The following is a 15240-nucleotide window of genomic DNA, read 5'->3' as shown; positions in this document are numbered from 1 at the left end:
CGCGGGCCGATCAGCCCGGCGTATGCTCGATGCTGACGCGATCGGCGTAAAAGGCGAGATGTTCGCGAATCGGCGCGACCGCGTCGTAAGGCGTCTCGTAGGTCCATATGGCGTTGATCGCTTTTTCGGCGTTGCCCGGCAGGCTGAAATACGACGCCTCGCCCTTATAGGGGCAATAGGAATGGTGTTCGGTCTTCGTCAGCGCGGCCATGTCGGCATCGGCGCGAGGAATGTAGAACACCGCCGGATAGGTGGATTCCTTGAGGGTCAACGCGTTGCGGGTGTCGGCGAGCACGCGGTCGCCATCACGCACGACCACACGGCCGCCCGACGGGGTGACAGTGATCGGGTGGTCTGGCCCTGGGATACGAACGGGACGGGAGGACATGGCAATCTCCTTCATGCGGGTTTGCTGCAAGCCACACATCGTGCGACCGCGGACCGCCGTTTCCAAGGCGACAATCCGGAATAGGTGACATTACCCGCAGGCAAAGCTGGCCGGATTGGACGTTTCTGACAGCCTAGCGCGGTTTGGCAAAGCGGTAATGGGCCACCAGCCACTCCTGGCCACCGGCGTAACCGAACAGCTCCGCGCAAGCCATCCAGAACATCCGCCAGCGCTGGAACCACAGGCCGGACGCCGGACCGTAGGCCCCCTGGAGGACTTTCATGATCTCTTCACGCGCCAGATCCTGATTGGCCAGCCAGTGATTGGCCGTGCGCTGATAGTGCGTCCCATCGACGTGCCAGCGGCGTTCGATGCCCAGGTCCCCCTGGAACCACAGCAAGGTATCCGATGCGGGCATCAGGCCGCCGGTGAAGAAGTGCCGCCCCATCCAGTCGTCCTCGCCTTCCGTCTCGAACGGATACATGAGGGTCCGGTGGGCGAAGATGTGGACGAACAACTTGCCGCCCGGACGCAACCACAGCGCGACGCGCGACAGCAGGGTTTCGTAGTTGCGCATGTGCTCGAACATTTCCACCGACACGCAGCGATCGAACTGGCTCGGTCCCAGCTCCAGGGTGTTCGCGTCCGCGGTGATTACGTTGACGTTATGAATGCCGCGCGCTGCGCAGCTGGCTTCAATGTGGCGTCGCTGGCCCGCCGAATTTGACACGGCCGTAATGCGGGAACGCGGATAGCGCTGGGCCATCCACAAGGTCAACGAGCCCCAGCCACAGCCGAGCTCGAGAATCGACTGATCGTCGGCCAGCTCGGCACGCGTACCGTACAGCTCAAGCATCGCCTCTTCCGCCTCGGCCAGCGACTCGCTGCCGGTCGGATAGTAGCAACCCGAATACTTCAGGCGAGGCCCGAGGCACAGTTCGAAGAAGCGCGACGGCAGTTCGTAATGCTGACCGTTCGCCGCATCCGTATGGATGGCGACCTCGCTATGCTTCAGCCCGTCGATACGCTTCTGGTAGCGCGCGGCCACCGCGGCAAGTCCACCCGCACCCTCCTCCGCCAGACGCTTGTCGCATAGCCGGCGGATGCCGGCGCGCAGCAGTACATCGGGAACGAGGCCGCGCTCGGCAAGGCCAAGCAAACCGGGCGCGGCGCGATCTTCACGGACGTACGAAGCGGGACTGACGGCGGTATTCATGCGTTATCGCTCTCATGTTTCGGAAACCACGGAAAAAACATCGGGGTGTCACGCTGATAACGACGGTAGGCCTCACCGCGAGAACGCAAGGCTTGCGTTTCGGTGTAGGGCACGCCGCTGACGAAGCGCAGGAACAGGAACATCACCACCGGGCCGCTCCATGCCAGCCACCACAGCGGCGATCCGATCGCCAGCACGACGTAAGCGAACCAGTGCAGCCACTCGAAGAAGTAGTTGGGATGGCGCGAGTAACGCCACAGCCCGGTACGGCAGGTTTTACCCTGGTTGGCAGGATCGGCGCGGAACGCGGCGAGCTGTCGATCGGCGAGGGATTCGCCACCGACACTGACCACCCAGATGACGACAGCCAGAAGCATGCCGGTGATCGACACGGTCGGATTCGCGGCCACCGCGAGGAACGGAACGGCGAAGAGGCCAACAAGGAAGGCCTGGAACTGGAAGAAGCCGAAAAACTTCACCTGGCTACCTTTCCAGTGCTCGCGCAACGCGCGATAGCGCCCGTCTTCCGCTTCACCGGAGACGCGACGCCAGAGGTGCCAGGCGAGCCGAAGTCCCCAGAGGCCGCCAAGCACCGCCATCACCAGGCGTGGTCCGGCAGCCCCCGAACCGATGAGTGCGGCCAGCACCGCGGACCCACCGACGCCGGTCGACCAGAGCACATCGACGATGCCTGCGTTGGTGCGACGGCGTTGCCAGGCCCAGCCCGCCGTCATCAACCAGGCCGCGGCCAACCAGATAACCAGCAAGGTATTCGTCGTGCTCATGCGATTGCCCTCGCGCTGGACCACCGGTGGCTCAGTGCCGCGAGCAAGGGCATGGCCACGGCCCAACCCACGCCGAGCAAGGCCAGCGCTTGCCATTCAGGCGCATGAAACGTCAGCGCGTCCCATCCGCGCGCAGCACCCGCGTAGGCGAGCGGACCACCGATGCCGCCGAGTACGACGGCAAGCAGCGGTCGCGTCCCCAGCGCGCGCAACGGGCCGCCCAGCGTCAACGAGAAACACGCCCAGAGTCCGAGGATCCACAAGGGCGCACCACCGCCTGGCAAAGCCGGCGCCGCAGCGGCGTAGTCGGCCAGGCGCAGCCCATGCACGAGACCGTCGATCACCACGCCGCAGACGACCGCGATGACCAGTACCTGCAATGCGGCGCGACGCTGCGGTGATACGGCTACCTGCCACGTCACGAAAACCAGGGCCGCGATCACCCCAGGCCATGGCTCGCCGCGCCCGGCGTAGATCACCGCGACAAACCAGACCAGCTGGTAGCCAACGATGTTGGACCAGGCAGCGATCATCCGGACACGCTCCCGTGCAGCGGCTTCTCCATCAGCAGATGCGATACGCCGATGGAACGTTCGCGGAAGCCGCCTTCGCAATAGGCGAGATAAAACTCCCACGAGCGGATGAAGCGTTCGTCGAAGCCCTGCCCGCGCACCTGGGCCAGACTGGCGAGAAAACGTTCACGCCAGGCTTCCAGGGTCCGCGCGTACGACAGCCCGAAATCCTCGAGGCGGACCAGGGCAAGGTCCGTCACGCGTGTCTTCGCAGCGAGCATCGCGTTGATCGAGGGAATGAAGCTGCCCGGAAAGACGTGACGCTTGATGAAATCGACCGACGCCAAGGCCTGCGCGTAGCGGTGGTCCTCAATGGTGATCGCCTGCACGAGCGCCCGGCCGCCCGGGCGAAGCAGGCTGCCGAGTTTCGCGAAGTAGATATCGAGATAGCTCGCGCCGATGGCCTCAATCATCTCGATCGAGACGAGCTTGTCGTACGTACCGGTCAGGTCCCGATAGTCCTCAAGCAGTAGCGTGACCCGATCGTCCAGGCCGGCCTCGTCGACCCGCGTGGCGGCCAGGGCATGCTGCTCGCGCGAGATCGTCGTCGTCGTCACATGGCAGCCGTAGTGACGGGCGGCATGCACGGCGAAGCCGCCCCAACCGGTGCCGATCTCGATGACGCGATCGCCCGGTTTCAGGTCCAGCCATTGGCAGACACGGTCGAGCTTGCGCGTCGAGGCCGCTTCCAGCGTGTCGCCATCGCCGCCCCACAGCGCGGACGAATACATCAGGTCCGCCGAGAGAAACAGGCCGAAGAAGTCGTTGCCGAGATCGTAGTGGGCCGCGATGTTGCGGCGGCTGCCTTCGCGCGTATTCCGCCGCAACGCGTGCCAGGCCTTCATGGCCAGGGCGCCGAGGCGTGCCATTCCGGACTCCATGTCGTCCAGCAGATCGCGATTGCGCACGAGCAGGCGAATCAATCCCACCAGGTCGTCGCAACGCCACAGGCCGTCCATGAAGGCCTCGCCAGCTCCGACACTGCCGTTGCTGGCGACAGCCCTATAGAACGCGAGATCATCCACGTGCACGTGTACGACCAGGCCCGGGTCCGCGTCCATCGACTGCCCGCACTCCACCCGCCCCAACGGGTCGTGGATGACCAGGCGGCCATGACGCATGCCATCCATCCGCGCCAGCAACATATGGCGCAGCAGGCGCAGGCCTCGCGAAGCCGGCGCGGCATCTTCGTTGCTGACGATGGCGTTCATGGGTTTCTCACCGGATGATCGTGAATGGGATTGCGCTTAAGCCATAGGCGAAGCGCTTCGAAATGGATCGCGCCAACGACTTTTGCCGTCATCAGCGGATAGCGCCAGAGAACGCGCGCCAGTGAGGCGCCCGTCAGTTCACGGCGATGCAGCGACAGGTGGGCGTCGAACTCGCGTACCCCATCGCGCAGCACGTCCATGTGCACGCGGAGCCGGTCGTCGGGACGGGTGAAGCGCCAGCGATACTCGCGTTCCATCGGCATGAAGGGCGACACGTGGAAGGCCTTGGGAAACGTCTGGTCGACGACATGCCCTTCAGCCTGGCCGTCCACGCGAAGCACGTAGCTATGCCGTTCGCGCCAGGGGGTATTGGTAATCTCGGCGACCACGCAGTCGAGCGTCGTGCCGTCCAGCCGGTAGCAGTAATAGAACGTCACGGGGTTGAACACGATGCCTGCATAGCGCACGTGGGTGAGGATGCGCACCGGACCCTCCGGGCGATAACCCATCGACTCGCTCGCGCGGTCGCGCACGGCGTCAGCCAGCGACATTTCCGGTGGACCGAAGTAATCCGAGCGACGAAACTCGGCCACGTTGCGTCCCTTTGCCGACCATAGCCAGCGGCCGGCGAAGACCCGATCGATCTCGTCCAGGTCCAGGTAGAGCTGCGCCATGCGATAGCTGAAGGCGTGCTCGTGGGGCGCATGGCGGTGATGCGTCACGACGCCTTCGTACACGGCGCTGGCAAGACGTTCACTCATGCGACTGCCCTGCCCCGTGCCGCCAGGACGTGCTCGAAATCGCGTGCGAGTTCCACGGCGCTGCGCATGCCGTCCTCATGGAATCCCCACCCCCAGTACGCACCGGCAAACCATGCGCGACGGCGCCCCTGGATCTCGGTCTTGCGCCTTTGTGCAGCGACGGACGCATGCGTATACACCGGATGCGCGTAGCTCATGCGCCTGAGGATCCGGCGCGGGTCGATGGCGTCCGTCCGGTTCAGGGTCACGACGAACGGATCGGGCGAGTCGAATCCTTGCAGCACGTTCATGCAGTAACTCACCGTGCAAGCGCCGCCGGGCTCTGCAGGAACGAAGGCGTTCCATGCCGCCCATGCCTTGCGAGAACGCGGCAGGATGGAGGCGTCGGTATGCAGCACGGTGTCGTTGGTCTGGTAGGTCATCGCACCGAGGACCGCGCGTTCGGTCCCGTCGGCATCGAGCAGCAGCGCCAGCGCCTGGTCGCTGTGGCAAGCGAGCACCACGTCATCGAAGACATGCGTTCCGGCATGCGTAACGACCTCCGCGCGGTCGTCATGCCGGCGCACGGCAACCACCGGGGTGCTCAGGCATTCCTTCACCGACCAGCGGGCGCGCATCGCATCCACGTAGGTTCGCGAGCCCCCTGTGACCACACGCCACTCCGGTCGGCCGGAGAGGGCCAGCATCTGATGATTGGCCATGAACTGCACGAGATATCGCGCCGGAAAGCCGAGCACCGCTGCCGACGGGGACGACCATAGCGCCGACGCCATCGGCACGAGGTGCTCGTCGCGGAACGCCACACCGTAGCCACCCCGTTCCAGGTACTCGCCGAGCGTGGGACCGTCGCCGGCGTCATCGAGCAAACGAGGGGCGTCGCGGTAGAAACGCATGAGGTCGCGAATCATGCCAAGGAAACGCGGTGAGAGCAGGTTGCGACGCTGGCAAAACAAGGTATCGAGGTTGGCGGCGTTGTACTCGAGACCGCTGGCCTGGTTGCGCACCGAAAAACTCATGGCGGTCGGCTGGGTCGCCACCCCCAGCTCATCGAACAAGGCCGACAACAACGGATAATGCGCGCGGTTATGCACAATGAAACCCGTGTCTACCCTGTAGTCGCGGCCATCGAGCCGGATGTCATGGGTATGCGTATGCCCACCCGGGTAATCATTGGCTTCGAACAGGGTCACCTCGTGCTTGCGCGATAGCAACCACGCCGAGGCGAGCCCCGCGATGCCCGAGCCGATGACGGCAACGCGCATCGTCAGCCCCTCGCCTTCGCGGCGACCCAGGCGGGGATAGGTTTGAGGTCATGGACCAGACCCAGCCACGCCATCACGCGCAGACCGTAGTACGTCATGTCGATTTCCCACCAGCGAAAGCCCTGACGCACGGTGCCGGGAAAGAAGTGATGGTTGTTGTGCCAGCCTTCGCCGAACGTCAGCAGTGCAAGCCACACGTTGTTGCGGCTGTCGTCTGCGGTATCGAAGCGTCGGCGACCGAAGCGATGCGCGAGCGAGTTGATCGTCACCGTGGCATGAAAGAGGATGGTGGTGGAAATGAAGAAGCCCCACACCAGCATCTGCCAACCCGTGGTGCCGAGGCCCGGCGCCACATGCTCAAGAAGTTTGCCGAGGCCGAATAGCGCGACGGCGAGCAGTACAGGGACCGCCGTGTCGTAGCGGTCCAGCCAACGCAGCTCCGGATATTTCGCCAGGTCGGGGACGCGCTCGATCTCGGTACGAAACCCGTTGGGGGTCAGAAACCAGCCGACGTGGCTCCAGAGGAACCCATGAACGCCCGGCGAGTGGGGATCCAGCGGCGTGTCGGTATGACGATGGTGGTGGCGATGATGAGCGGCCCACCACAACGGGCCCCGCTGTACGCAACTCGCGCCGATCAGGGCGAAGAAGAACTGCACCGGACGCGACGTGCGAAACGTACGATGCGAGAAATAGCGATGGTAGAAGGCCGTCAGGGCGAACATCCGGACCGCATACAGGGCGATCGCCACGCAGATCGCCACAGTCGACACGCCCGTCCAGAGGGCCCCGATACACGCCAGATGCATGACCACGAACGGCGACGCACGGAGCCAGTCGATACGGTCACCCCGGGATGCGTCGACCGACGCGGCGCCAGAGGTATCGAACCATCGGCGCAGCGTACCGACGCGAAGTGCCACCGGGGGTGACTCGGGCGTGGCGTTGAGGCGGACGTTCATGCGGGCTCCCGTGGTGTTCCCTTACCTATACGGGGCGTTACGGGTTACGGATGCACGAACCTGGCCTAGATGGTGCAGCGACCGTCGAGTTTCGTGGCCAGCGCCTCGTCCACGGCGGCGTCGGCGATGTTGCCTTCGCGCTTGTCCGGCGGAAATTCGATACGTACGGGACGAAGCTTGCCGTTCTCCCCCCGGATCGAGCCCATGCCCTCGAAGCGGCGCAGGGTGCGGTCGGTCGTGGTGTAACTGAGCACGACCGTGGGTGCCGCGAAGGCGTACCAGGCATCGAGCTTCATCGTCATGCGCCGGACCCCGCCGCTGGTCTGCCCGTCCACCAGGCGCACGTCGTAGAAGGCGAAGCGGCCCGGCAACAAGAAGGGAATACCGTCCCCCCGCTTGCCAACGCTATCCCAGTGGGTACGGACGTAAACGTCGAAGCCCGCGTCGATCACGCCGTCCTTCTTGTCCGGCAGGGGCTTGGCGACTTCTCCACCCGCGCCACGCTTGGCGTAAACGCTGCGGGTGCCCCCGCTCGAGCGCACGCCCTCCGCGTCGCCGTTACGCGCATCGACAAAACTGAAGTCCGGACCGATGACCGTGCCACCGCCCTCCAGAACCTTGCGCGCGAACGCCTTCCCGTCGGGGCACTGGTACTGCACCACCTGGCGCCCGGTACCGACCGTATGGACCTCGCGGTACAACAGCTGCCCGTTGTCGGGCGCGTACGCATCGCCGACAAAGCGCTCGGTGGCGGCAGGGGCGGAGGCGCTGGCCAGGCAGGCGGCCGCGGCGAAGGGGACCATCGGAGCGGATGAAAGTAGCCTCACGGAGTGCTCGTCCTCGGCGGTAATGCGTGACAGTGGATACGAGAAGATGTGAAGGGCGGATGCGGATCGCGACGTGCTCACCACGGTCATGTTATAGATCGGCCTGCACTGTTCGACCGCCCGCCCGCCTTAAGGACCCACGCATGCCAGCCACCAGCCCCGCCGATCGCGACGAGCTGAATCGACTGTTGCAACGTACCGCGGAGGAAGACCAGCGCGCGTTTGAAGAGCTGTACCGGCGCACCTCATCGCGACTGTTCGGCGTCTGCGTGCGGCTGATGGGCGACCGTGAGGAGGCCGAAGAGGTGCTTCAGGAAGCCTTCGTCACCGTCTGGAAACGCGCCCGCAGTTTTGACGCGAAACTCTCCAGCGCCCTGACCTGGCTAGTCACCGTCGCCCGCAACAAGGCCATCGACCGGCTGCGCCAGCGTCCCGACCTGCGTCCGGTCGAGGTCGATTGGGAGACCCTCGTCGACGACGGCCCCGGCCCAGCGCATGGCGCGGAGAGCGACGAGGAGTATCGACATCTGCAGGCCTGCCTGGCCGAACTGGAAACCCAGCAGCGCCGCTCCATTCGTGAAGCTTTTTTTGGCGGCGCTACGTATAACGAGTTGGCGGAACGTGCAAAGGTGCCCCTGGGCACCATGAAAAGCTGGATTCGTCGCGGTCTCCTGCAACTCAGGGCGTGCCTTAATCCATGAACAGCACCTTCGAATCCGACAAAGACAACCTGCGCTACGCCGAGTACGCACTCGGGTTGCTCGATGCCGACGCGCGAGCCGCGGTGGCACGGGAAGTCGAGACCAGCCCCGAGGCCGCGGCGGCCGTGGCGTTGTGGCAGCGCCACGTCACGCCACTGGCCCTGGAAATCACCGACATCGCGCCTCCCGCCCATGTCTGGGCCGGCATCCGTCGTCGCCTCGCCTTCGACGCGGGCACGCCGTCACGCGAATCGTCGCGTCCCCGCACGAGTGTCTGGGACAGTCTGGGCCTGTGGCGCTGGATCGGCGTCGGCGCCACGGCGGTGGCCGCCTGCCTGCTGGTGATCACCATGACCCGGCAGTTGCCTCCGCCCGTCGCCATGCATCCCTCGGTCCTCATGGTCTCCACCATCGCCGGCGACAACGGCGTTGCCGGCTGGACGGCCACCATGGACATCGACCGTTCCGAGTTACTCGTCGTGCCGGCCAGCCCGGCCGCCGTCGCCTCGGACCGCAACACCGAGCTATGGCTGATTCCGGCCGGCGGCGCACCGATTTCCGTCGGCGTCTTCCCGCCCGGCGATCCGAAGCGCTTCCATCTGGCCAAGGCGCTCCTGGACCGCCTCGGCCCGACAGCCGCGCTCGCGGTCTCCCTGGAACCGGTCGGTGGCTCTCCCACCGGTCAGCCCACCGGTCCGGTCATCGCCAAGGGTGCCATCCGCGCCGCCTGACGCTTCATACAGCGTCGCTCATTGCTGTTAGCTCCTTATAGGAGCCGATTCATCGGCGATGGGGTGCTTGCAATATCCCGACACGCCTCCATAATGAGCAAGCACTCACTTATTATAGATACCCCATGGCCCGCCTCAAAAGCGAAGAAAAACGGACCGCCATCCTCGCCGCCGCCGCGCAAGCCGTGGCGGAACGCGGCATGGGCGCCCCGACCGCGCTGATCGCAAAGCGGGCCGGGGTGGCCGAAGGCTCGATCTTCACCTACTTCGCCGACAAGGACATCCTGCTCAACGAGCTCTACCTGAGCGCGAAAAACAGCCTGCGCGACACGATGTATGAGGGCTATCCCTCGCGTGCCCCGATCGAAGAGCGCTTCGAACATGTCTGGAATCGTTACCTCGATTGGGGCATGGCCGAACCCGCCCTTCGCGTCGCGATGTCCCAGCTCACGGTGTCCGAGCGCATTACGGCGGCCACGCGCGTCGAAGGTGAACGTGTCTTCGGGGATATCGCCGGTTTGTTCGACGAGGGGATGGCGTCGGGCGTATTGCGTCACGGGCAACCGATCGGGTTCATGGCCGGCATCATCACCGCCGTCGCGGAAACGACCCTGCAATTCATGGCAAAGAACACCGCTGAAGCCAGCGACTACCGGCGGGCCGGCTTCGAAGCCATCTGGCGCGCCATCGGGTCCGCCTGAGTCGCCCTTTCCATCCAGGTTTTTCCTGAGCCATTAATCGAGTGTGTACTCACTCACTATAACGAGGATTCTCCATGTCACAGGTCTGGCTCATTTCCGGCAGCGGCGCCGGTCTCGGTCGCGATATCGCCGAAGCGGCACTCGCCGCTGGCCATCGCGTGGTCGCCACCGCGCGACGCGTCGAGACGCTCGACGATCTCCGCAGCCGCTTCCCCGAGACGCTTAAAGTCACGGCGCTCGATGTCACCGACGAGGCCGCGTGTATCGACGCCGTACGCTTCACGCTCGACGCGTTCGGCCAGCTCGATGTGCTGGTCAACAACGCCGGCTACGGCCAGCTCGTTCCCTTCGAACAGATGTCGTCTGCCGACTACCGCGCGCAGATCGAGACCAATCTGTTCGGTGTCGTCAACCTCACCCGCGCCGCCGTCAGCCACATGCGCGAGCGTCGCAGCGGCCGTGTCATCAACGTCTCTTCTGTCGGTGGCCGTATCGGCATGCCCGGCATGTCGGCGTACCAGGCCGCGAAATGGGCGGTCGGCGGACTTTCCGAAGTGCTCGCCACTGAGCTCGGCGCGCTGGGCGTGCACGTCACGGCGATCGAGCCGGGTGGCATGCGCACCGATTGGGCGCGCCGCGCGGGCGCTGACCTCCCGCCTTTCCTGCCCGATTACGAGAGCACGGTAGGTGCCCTCCGCAACATGCTGTCCGGGTACGCCGGTAACGAGACCGGCGATCCGGTGCGTGTCGCCGAGGTGGTACTTCGCCTTGCCGCGCATCCGCGTCCACCGGTCCGCCTGCTCCTGGGTAGCGACGCGGCGAAGTACGCGGGCGAGGCGGAGCAGGCACGTCGCGAAACCGATGAGCGCTGGCTGGCGATCAGTCGCTCGACCGATATCGGCGCCACCGCCGCCCTTCCCGCCTTTCCTGCCTACTGAGGACACACCCATGAGGATCCTGCTGTTCGGTGCCACCGGCATGGTCGGCCAGGGTGTGCTTCGCGAGTGCCTGCTGGCGCCCGACGTGAGCGAGGTGGTCGCCATCGGGCGATCACCCAGCGGCGAGAGCCATCCCAGGCTCACCGACCTGGTCCACGCCGACCTCTTCGACTATCGCGCCATCGAGGATCGTCTCGGCGGTTTCGATGCCTGCTTCTTCTGCATTGGCGTGAGCTCATTCCGTATGGACGAGGCCGCCTACACGCACCTCACCTACGACATGACCCTGGGCGCTGCGACCACGCTGGCCCGATTGAACCCTGGCATGTCCTTCGTTTATGTGTCCGGCGCCGGTGCCGATAGCAGCGAATCCGGCAAAACGATGTGGGCTCGGGTCCGCGGACGTACCGAAAATGCCCTGGCACGGCTACCGTTCAAACGCACCCACGTCATCCGGCCCGGGATCATCCAGGCCAGGCATGGCGCGCGATCCCGCACGCCTGCCTACCGGATGATTTACCCGCTACTGGCCCCGATACTGCCCCTTTTCCGGGCACTCATGCCGCATAAGGTGGCAACCACGGAAACGATCGGCCGTGCCCTGCTCGCGCTGGCACGGCACGGCTATCCGAAGACCGTCCTCGAAACGCAGGACATCGAAGAGGTGGTGCGGCGGAAGTAAACCTCAACTTCTTGCTTCCACGGCCGATATGATGAGTGCGTTGCAGGTCGGGGGAGGCACGCCATGAAAGCACTCATCGCCGCGGCGGCCATCGTCGCAGCCCACGCGGCCGCGCTGGCCGTCCTGCCCGCCAGCGGCATGGCGATCTCGTACACGTTTTTCTTCTCGGTCGCCGCCCTTGCCATGGGTAGCGCGTGGCGTGCCTGGATGCGGTCAGGCACCCCTCGCGACCACCGCTGGTGGCTGCTGCTGGCGAGCCTGGGGTTATGGACAATCGGCATGTCGCTGTCGGCCAGGCAGAACTACGTGCTGGACAATTCCAACCCCGCTCCCGGCGACAGCATGTTCTTCTACATCCTGTACGTGCTGCCGGTGCTCGTCGCCGTCTCCTCCGCACCGGTCGCGGCACGCAAGAAGTGGGCGATGGCGATCGACCTGGTGCTGGCTGGCCTCCTCGGCGTGCTGTTTTACATCCGCACGTTCTCCATCGTGACCCTGGAAGGCGCGGTCGGCCCCCAGCAAGCCGTCGACGTGGCCTACATGCTCGACTTCGAGAACGTGTGCCTGGCCGTCGCCGCGCTGCTGCGCTTCGTCGCCACCGACCGCGCCGACGATCACGCGTTTTTCCGCGCGGTCATGGCGTTCTTCGTCGTGTACGCGATATCCGGTTTCTCGTACAACCATTACGTCGCCCTCAACGGCCATCCCGACTTCGGCACGTCGTCCTGGGATGCCTTGCTCGACCTGCCCTTCCTCGCGCTATTCATCGTCACGATGACGCGGCAACCCCAGCGCCACTGGCACCCACCGGTGTATCTGATCCGCTTCGTGCAGAGCGCCAGTCCGACCTTCCTCGCCATGAGCGTGCTGGGTTTCGGCTTGATGGTCATTCCGGTCTATCCGTCGCTCGGTATCGGTGGCGCGATCGCCGCGGTGATCGGCATCGGCCTGCGCGGTACGCTGGCCCAGGTCGATCTCGTCGAGGAGGAATATCGCCTCTCGCGCAGCCGCGACGAGCTGCAGGGGCTGGTGTTCACCGACAGCCTGACCGGGCTGGCCAACCGTCGCGCGCTGGACGAACGCCTCCTGCGCGAATGGCACCGACCCGCCCAGCGAGAGCCGATCGCCCTTTTGATGGTCGACGTGGACTTCTTCAAGGAATACAACGACCGCTATGGCCATCTTGCCGGCGACGATTGTCTGCGTGCCCTGGCTTCCGTGCTCTCCGGTCGCGGCCTGCGTGCCGGCGATTTCATCGCCCGCTTCGGCGGCGAGGAGTTCGCCGTGATCGCCCCCGGCACCCGCTTGCCCGACGCGGTGGCACTGGCCGAAGACCTGCGTTCGCAGGTTGAAGCGCAAGGCATCGTGCATCCGCTGAGCCCGTTCGGCGTGCTGACCATCACCATCGGCGTCGCCACCTTGCTGGCCAATGCCAACGGTGGCCCGCTGGATCTGCTCAACGCCGCCGACCGCGCTCTCTACCGAGCGAAGAATTCCGGACGTAACCGCATCGGCGCGCAAGGCGATGCGCGGCTGGAGCCCTCGCGCGCCTGAGTCGTCCCGGACATATCGTCGAACGCGATTTAACCCCTTTTCGCGCGGGCCACGTTTCATCTGCATGTCCCCCACGAGGCCACGCACGATGAATACGCTACGCATCACCCTTCCCCTGCTGTTTGCCGGGCTGGTCGCCGCCGCGGGAAGCGCCGCTTCCGATGGATCCTCCCGCCAGCGCGTGGCGGCTGAGCCCGCCGTTATCAACGACGCGCCCTGCGAGCAAGCCGTTCGCGGCTATGGGCCCGGACGCCCCTTTCCGATCCCGATGGTCGCGCGGCCGGTCGCGCCCGTGGCGCGCGTGATGTCACTGCCTGCGCCCGCCGCGGCGCCGGCTCCCGAACCGGTCGCGGAAGCGGATGCGATCGGCCGGGTCGCTGCTTCGCCGGCCATGGCAAAGTCCCAGGTCATGCGGCCGCGGGTCGGTGGGGGCGTGGTCGTCCTCGGGCTCGCGCCAGCCCAGCCTGAGGATCGCGACAACTACAGACATCGCGACGCTAATGCGGTGCACCTCGCCGCCGACGACCCGGTGTCGACCTTCAGCATCGACGTGGACACCGGCTCGTACACCAACGTGCGACACATGCTCAACGAAGGACGCCTGCCCCCCGCGGACGCCGTGCGAACGGAAGAGTTCATCAACTACTTCGATTACGGCTATGCACCGCCGACGGACCGCTCGCGGCCTTTCAGCGTGACCACCGAACTGGCAACCGCGCCGTGGAATAGCAGCCGCCAGCTGCTGATGGTCGGCATCCAGGGCTACAAGGTGCCACCCAGCGAGATCCCCGCTGCCAACCTGGTCTTCCTCGTCGACGTCTCCGGGTCGATGGACGAGCCCGACAAGCTCCCCTTGCTGAAGGCGTCGCTGAAGCAGATCGTGCCGAAGCTCCGCGCACAGGACCGCGTCTCACTGGTGACCTATGCCGGTGCCACCTGCGTGGCACTACCCTCCACGCCGGGCGATCGGCACGCGACAATCACCGCCGCCATCGATGCACTGGGTGCCGGCGGTTCCACCAACGGCGCCGCAGGCATCGATCTTGCGTACGCGCAGGCGGCGAAGGGTTACATCAAGGGCGGCGTGAACCGCGTCATCCTCGCGACGGATGGCGATTTCAACGTCGGCCTGACCGGTGTGCAGGCACTCAAGGATCGCATCGCCGAGAAGCGCAAGAGCGGCGTCGCACTGACTACGCTCGGCTTTGGCGAGGGCAACTACAACGACGAAATGGCCGTGGAACTCGCCGATGTCGGTAACGGCAGTCATCACTACATCGACAGCCTGGACGAGGGCCGGCGTGTCCTGGTCGACGCGATGTCGGCCACGTTGATGACCATCGCGAAGGATGTGAAGATCCAGGTCGAGTTCAATCCGGGAGTGGTCGCCGAATACCGCCTCATCGGTTACGAGAAGCGCGTACTGGCCCGTGAGGACTTCAACAACGATGCCGTCGACGCGGGCGAGATCGGCGCCGGGGCGAATGTCACCGCGCTCTACGAGATCACGCTCAAGGGTGCGCCAGGCGCTCGAATCGATCCCCTGCGCTACGGCAGCGAGGCGCCAACTGCGGCGAAAGGCAACGAGCTGGGCTTCCTCCGTCTTCGCTACAAGGCACCCGATGGCGACACGAGCAAGCTGATCGAAGAGCCGCTGTCCGCACGCGTCGCCACGGCACCCAGCGAACGACTGCGCTTCGCCGCCGCGGTGGCCGCCTTCGCCGAGAACCTGCGTGGCGGGAAATACGTCGATGGCTTCGGGTACGACAAGGTGGCCGCACTGGCACGTGAGGCGATTGGAAAGGACGAGGGCGGCTACCGCGCGCGTATGGCGAGGCTGGCGGCGCTGGCGGGCGGGATGCAGACCGAGCAGCCGGTGGCCGGGGCGTTTATTCGCTGAGGCGATCCAACGGAACCACGACCCTGCCCATCGCCGAATACCACCCGAA

Annotated in this window: 16 protein-coding genes; 7 read left to right on the top strand and 9 right to left on the bottom strand. The window is 65.3% G+C overall.

Features of this window, described 5'->3' with window-relative positions; all coding sequences use genetic code 11:
* Positions 1-10 precede the first annotated feature (10 nt).
* The 9 genes from HB634_RS22535 to HB634_RS22495 form a co-directional block, all read right to left on the bottom strand.
* Positions 11-388, bottom strand: coding sequence for a DUF427 domain-containing protein (locus HB634_RS22535; RefSeq protein ID WP_063572408.1), 378 nt, complete (start codon positions 386-388; stop codon positions 11-13).
* 133 nt (positions 389-521) lie between these two features.
* Positions 522-1604, bottom strand: a complete 1083-nt coding sequence (locus HB634_RS22530) for a cyclopropane-fatty-acyl-phospholipid synthase family protein (RefSeq protein WP_213950191.1) — start codon at positions 1602-1604, stop codon at positions 522-524.
* Positions 1601-2389 (bottom strand): DUF1295 domain-containing protein, encoded by a 789-nt coding sequence (locus HB634_RS22525; RefSeq protein ID WP_063572411.1) that lies wholly within the window; start codon positions 2387-2389, stop codon positions 1601-1603. Before HB634_RS22525 ends, HB634_RS22530 begins: the two co-directional genes overlap by 4 nt.
* Positions 2386-2922 carry a DUF2878 domain-containing protein gene (locus HB634_RS22520; RefSeq protein WP_063572406.1) on the bottom strand — a complete coding sequence of 179 codons (537 nt, stop codon included), beginning with the start codon at positions 2920-2922 and terminating at the stop codon, positions 2386-2388. The genes HB634_RS22525 and HB634_RS22520 overlap by 4 nt, the downstream gene beginning before the upstream one ends.
* Positions 2919-4172: a cyclopropane-fatty-acyl-phospholipid synthase family protein gene (locus tag HB634_RS22515; protein ID WP_213950190.1), complete on the bottom strand. Its 1254-nt coding sequence runs from the start codon at positions 4170-4172 to the stop codon at positions 2919-2921. Before HB634_RS22515 ends, HB634_RS22520 begins: the two co-directional genes overlap by 4 nt.
* The gene (locus tag HB634_RS22510; protein WP_213950189.1) at positions 4169-4933 is read right to left on the bottom strand and encodes a DUF1365 domain-containing protein; all 765 of its coding nucleotides are present in this window, start codon (positions 4931-4933) and stop codon (positions 4169-4171) included. Before HB634_RS22510 ends, HB634_RS22515 begins: the two co-directional genes overlap by 4 nt.
* Positions 4930-6195, bottom strand: coding sequence for an FAD-dependent oxidoreductase (locus tag HB634_RS22505; RefSeq protein WP_213950188.1), 1266 nt, complete (start codon positions 6193-6195; stop codon positions 4930-4932). The genes HB634_RS22510 and HB634_RS22505 overlap by 4 nt, the downstream gene beginning before the upstream one ends.
* 2 nt (positions 6196-6197) lie before the next feature.
* Positions 6198-7157, bottom strand: a complete 960-nt coding sequence (locus tag HB634_RS22500) for an acyl-CoA desaturase (protein ID WP_213950187.1) — start codon at positions 7155-7157, stop codon at positions 6198-6200.
* Between the two features lie 65 nt (positions 7158-7222).
* The gene (locus tag HB634_RS22495) at positions 7223-8074 is read right to left on the bottom strand and encodes a hypothetical protein (protein ID WP_213950186.1); all 852 of its coding nucleotides are present in this window, start codon (positions 8072-8074) and stop codon (positions 7223-7225) included.
* A 53-nt stretch (positions 8075-8127) separates the two neighbouring features.
* Here HB634_RS22495 and HB634_RS22490 point away from each other — a divergent pair, with 53 nt between their 5' ends.
* The 7 genes from HB634_RS22490 (at position 8128) to HB634_RS22460 (ending at position 15191) form a co-directional block, all read left to right on the top strand.
* Entirely contained in the window at positions 8128-8685 is a 558-nt protein-coding gene (locus tag HB634_RS22490; protein WP_213950185.1) for a sigma-70 family RNA polymerase sigma factor, read from the top strand.
* Positions 8682-9416: an anti-sigma factor gene (locus tag HB634_RS22485; RefSeq protein WP_213950184.1), complete on the top strand. Its 735-nt coding sequence runs from the start codon at positions 8682-8684 to the stop codon at positions 9414-9416. The genes HB634_RS22490 and HB634_RS22485 overlap by 4 nt, the downstream gene beginning before the upstream one ends.
* A 125-nt stretch (positions 9417-9541) precedes the next feature.
* Positions 9542-10117, top strand: coding sequence for a TetR/AcrR family transcriptional regulator (locus HB634_RS22480; RefSeq protein WP_213950183.1), 576 nt, complete (start codon positions 9542-9544; stop codon positions 10115-10117).
* Between the two features lie 74 nt (positions 10118-10191).
* Positions 10192-11055: an SDR family NAD(P)-dependent oxidoreductase gene (locus tag HB634_RS22475; protein ID WP_213950182.1), complete on the top strand. Its 864-nt coding sequence runs from the start codon at positions 10192-10194 to the stop codon at positions 11053-11055.
* A 10-nt stretch (positions 11056-11065) separates the two neighbouring features.
* Positions 11066-11737, top strand: a complete 672-nt coding sequence (locus HB634_RS22470) for an NAD-dependent epimerase/dehydratase family protein (RefSeq protein ID WP_213950181.1) — start codon at positions 11066-11068, stop codon at positions 11735-11737.
* Between the two features lie 63 nt (positions 11738-11800).
* On the top strand, positions 11801-13291 hold the full coding sequence (locus HB634_RS22465) for a GGDEF domain-containing protein (RefSeq protein ID WP_213950180.1): 1491 nt from the start codon (positions 11801-11803) through the stop codon (positions 13289-13291).
* Positions 13292-13379: 88 nt separating this feature from the next.
* Positions 13380-15191, top strand: a complete 1812-nt coding sequence (locus tag HB634_RS22460; protein ID WP_213950179.1) for a VWA domain-containing protein — start codon at positions 13380-13382, stop codon at positions 15189-15191.
* Positions 15192-15240 lie beyond the last annotated feature (49 nt).

Source organism: Luteibacter sp. dw_328 (genome assembly GCF_018449605.1).
Classification (GTDB): domain Bacteria; phylum Pseudomonadota; class Gammaproteobacteria; order Xanthomonadales; family Rhodanobacteraceae; genus Luteibacter.
This window is presented reverse-complemented; position numbering and strand designations above follow the sequence as displayed.

What these genes read in the sequence shown, in the direction of transcription:
- HB634_RS22505 (WP_213950188.1), bottom strand. Translation starts at nt 6,195, where the DNA reads ATGCGCGTTGCCGTCATCGGCTCGGGCATCGCGGGGCTCGCCTCGGCG.
- HB634_RS22480 (WP_213950183.1), top strand. Translation starts at nt 9,542, where the DNA reads ATGGCCCGCCTCAAAAGCGAAGAAAAACGGACCGCCATCCTCGCCGCC.
- HB634_RS22475 (WP_213950182.1), top strand. Translation starts at nt 10,192, where the DNA reads ATGTCACAGGTCTGGCTCATTTCCGGCAGCGGCGCCGGTCTCGGTCGC.
- HB634_RS22515 (WP_213950190.1), bottom strand. Translation starts at nt 4,172, where the DNA reads ATGAACGCCATCGTCAGCAACGAAGATGCCGCGCCGGCTTCGCGAGGC.
- HB634_RS22535 (WP_063572408.1), bottom strand. Translation starts at nt 388, where the DNA reads ATGTCCTCCCGTCCCGTTCGTATCCCAGGGCCAGACCACCCGATCACT.
- HB634_RS22530 (WP_213950191.1), bottom strand. Translation starts at nt 1,604, where the DNA reads ATGAATACCGCCGTCAGTCCCGCTTCGTACGTCCGTGAAGATCGCGCC.
- HB634_RS22490 (WP_213950185.1), top strand. Translation starts at nt 8,128, where the DNA reads ATGCCAGCCACCAGCCCCGCCGATCGCGACGAGCTGAATCGACTGTTG.
- HB634_RS22485 (WP_213950184.1), top strand. Translation starts at nt 8,682, where the DNA reads ATGAACAGCACCTTCGAATCCGACAAAGACAACCTGCGCTACGCCGAG.
- HB634_RS22495 (WP_213950186.1), bottom strand. Translation starts at nt 8,074, where the DNA reads ATGACCGTGGTGAGCACGTCGCGATCCGCATCCGCCCTTCACATCTTC.
- HB634_RS22500 (WP_213950187.1), bottom strand. Translation starts at nt 7,157, where the DNA reads ATGAACGTCCGCCTCAACGCCACGCCCGAGTCACCCCCGGTGGCACTT.
- HB634_RS22460 (WP_213950179.1), top strand. Translation starts at nt 13,380, where the DNA reads ATGAATACGCTACGCATCACCCTTCCCCTGCTGTTTGCCGGGCTGGTC.
- HB634_RS22510 (WP_213950189.1), bottom strand. Translation starts at nt 4,933, where the DNA reads ATGAGTGAACGTCTTGCCAGCGCCGTGTACGAAGGCGTCGTGACGCAT.
- HB634_RS22520 (WP_063572406.1), bottom strand. Translation starts at nt 2,922, where the DNA reads ATGATCGCTGCCTGGTCCAACATCGTTGGCTACCAGCTGGTCTGGTTT.
- HB634_RS22465 (WP_213950180.1), top strand. Translation starts at nt 11,801, where the DNA reads ATGAAAGCACTCATCGCCGCGGCGGCCATCGTCGCAGCCCACGCGGCC.
- HB634_RS22525 (WP_063572411.1), bottom strand. Translation starts at nt 2,389, where the DNA reads ATGAGCACGACGAATACCTTGCTGGTTATCTGGTTGGCCGCGGCCTGG.
- HB634_RS22470 (WP_213950181.1), top strand. Translation starts at nt 11,066, where the DNA reads ATGAGGATCCTGCTGTTCGGTGCCACCGGCATGGTCGGCCAGGGTGTG.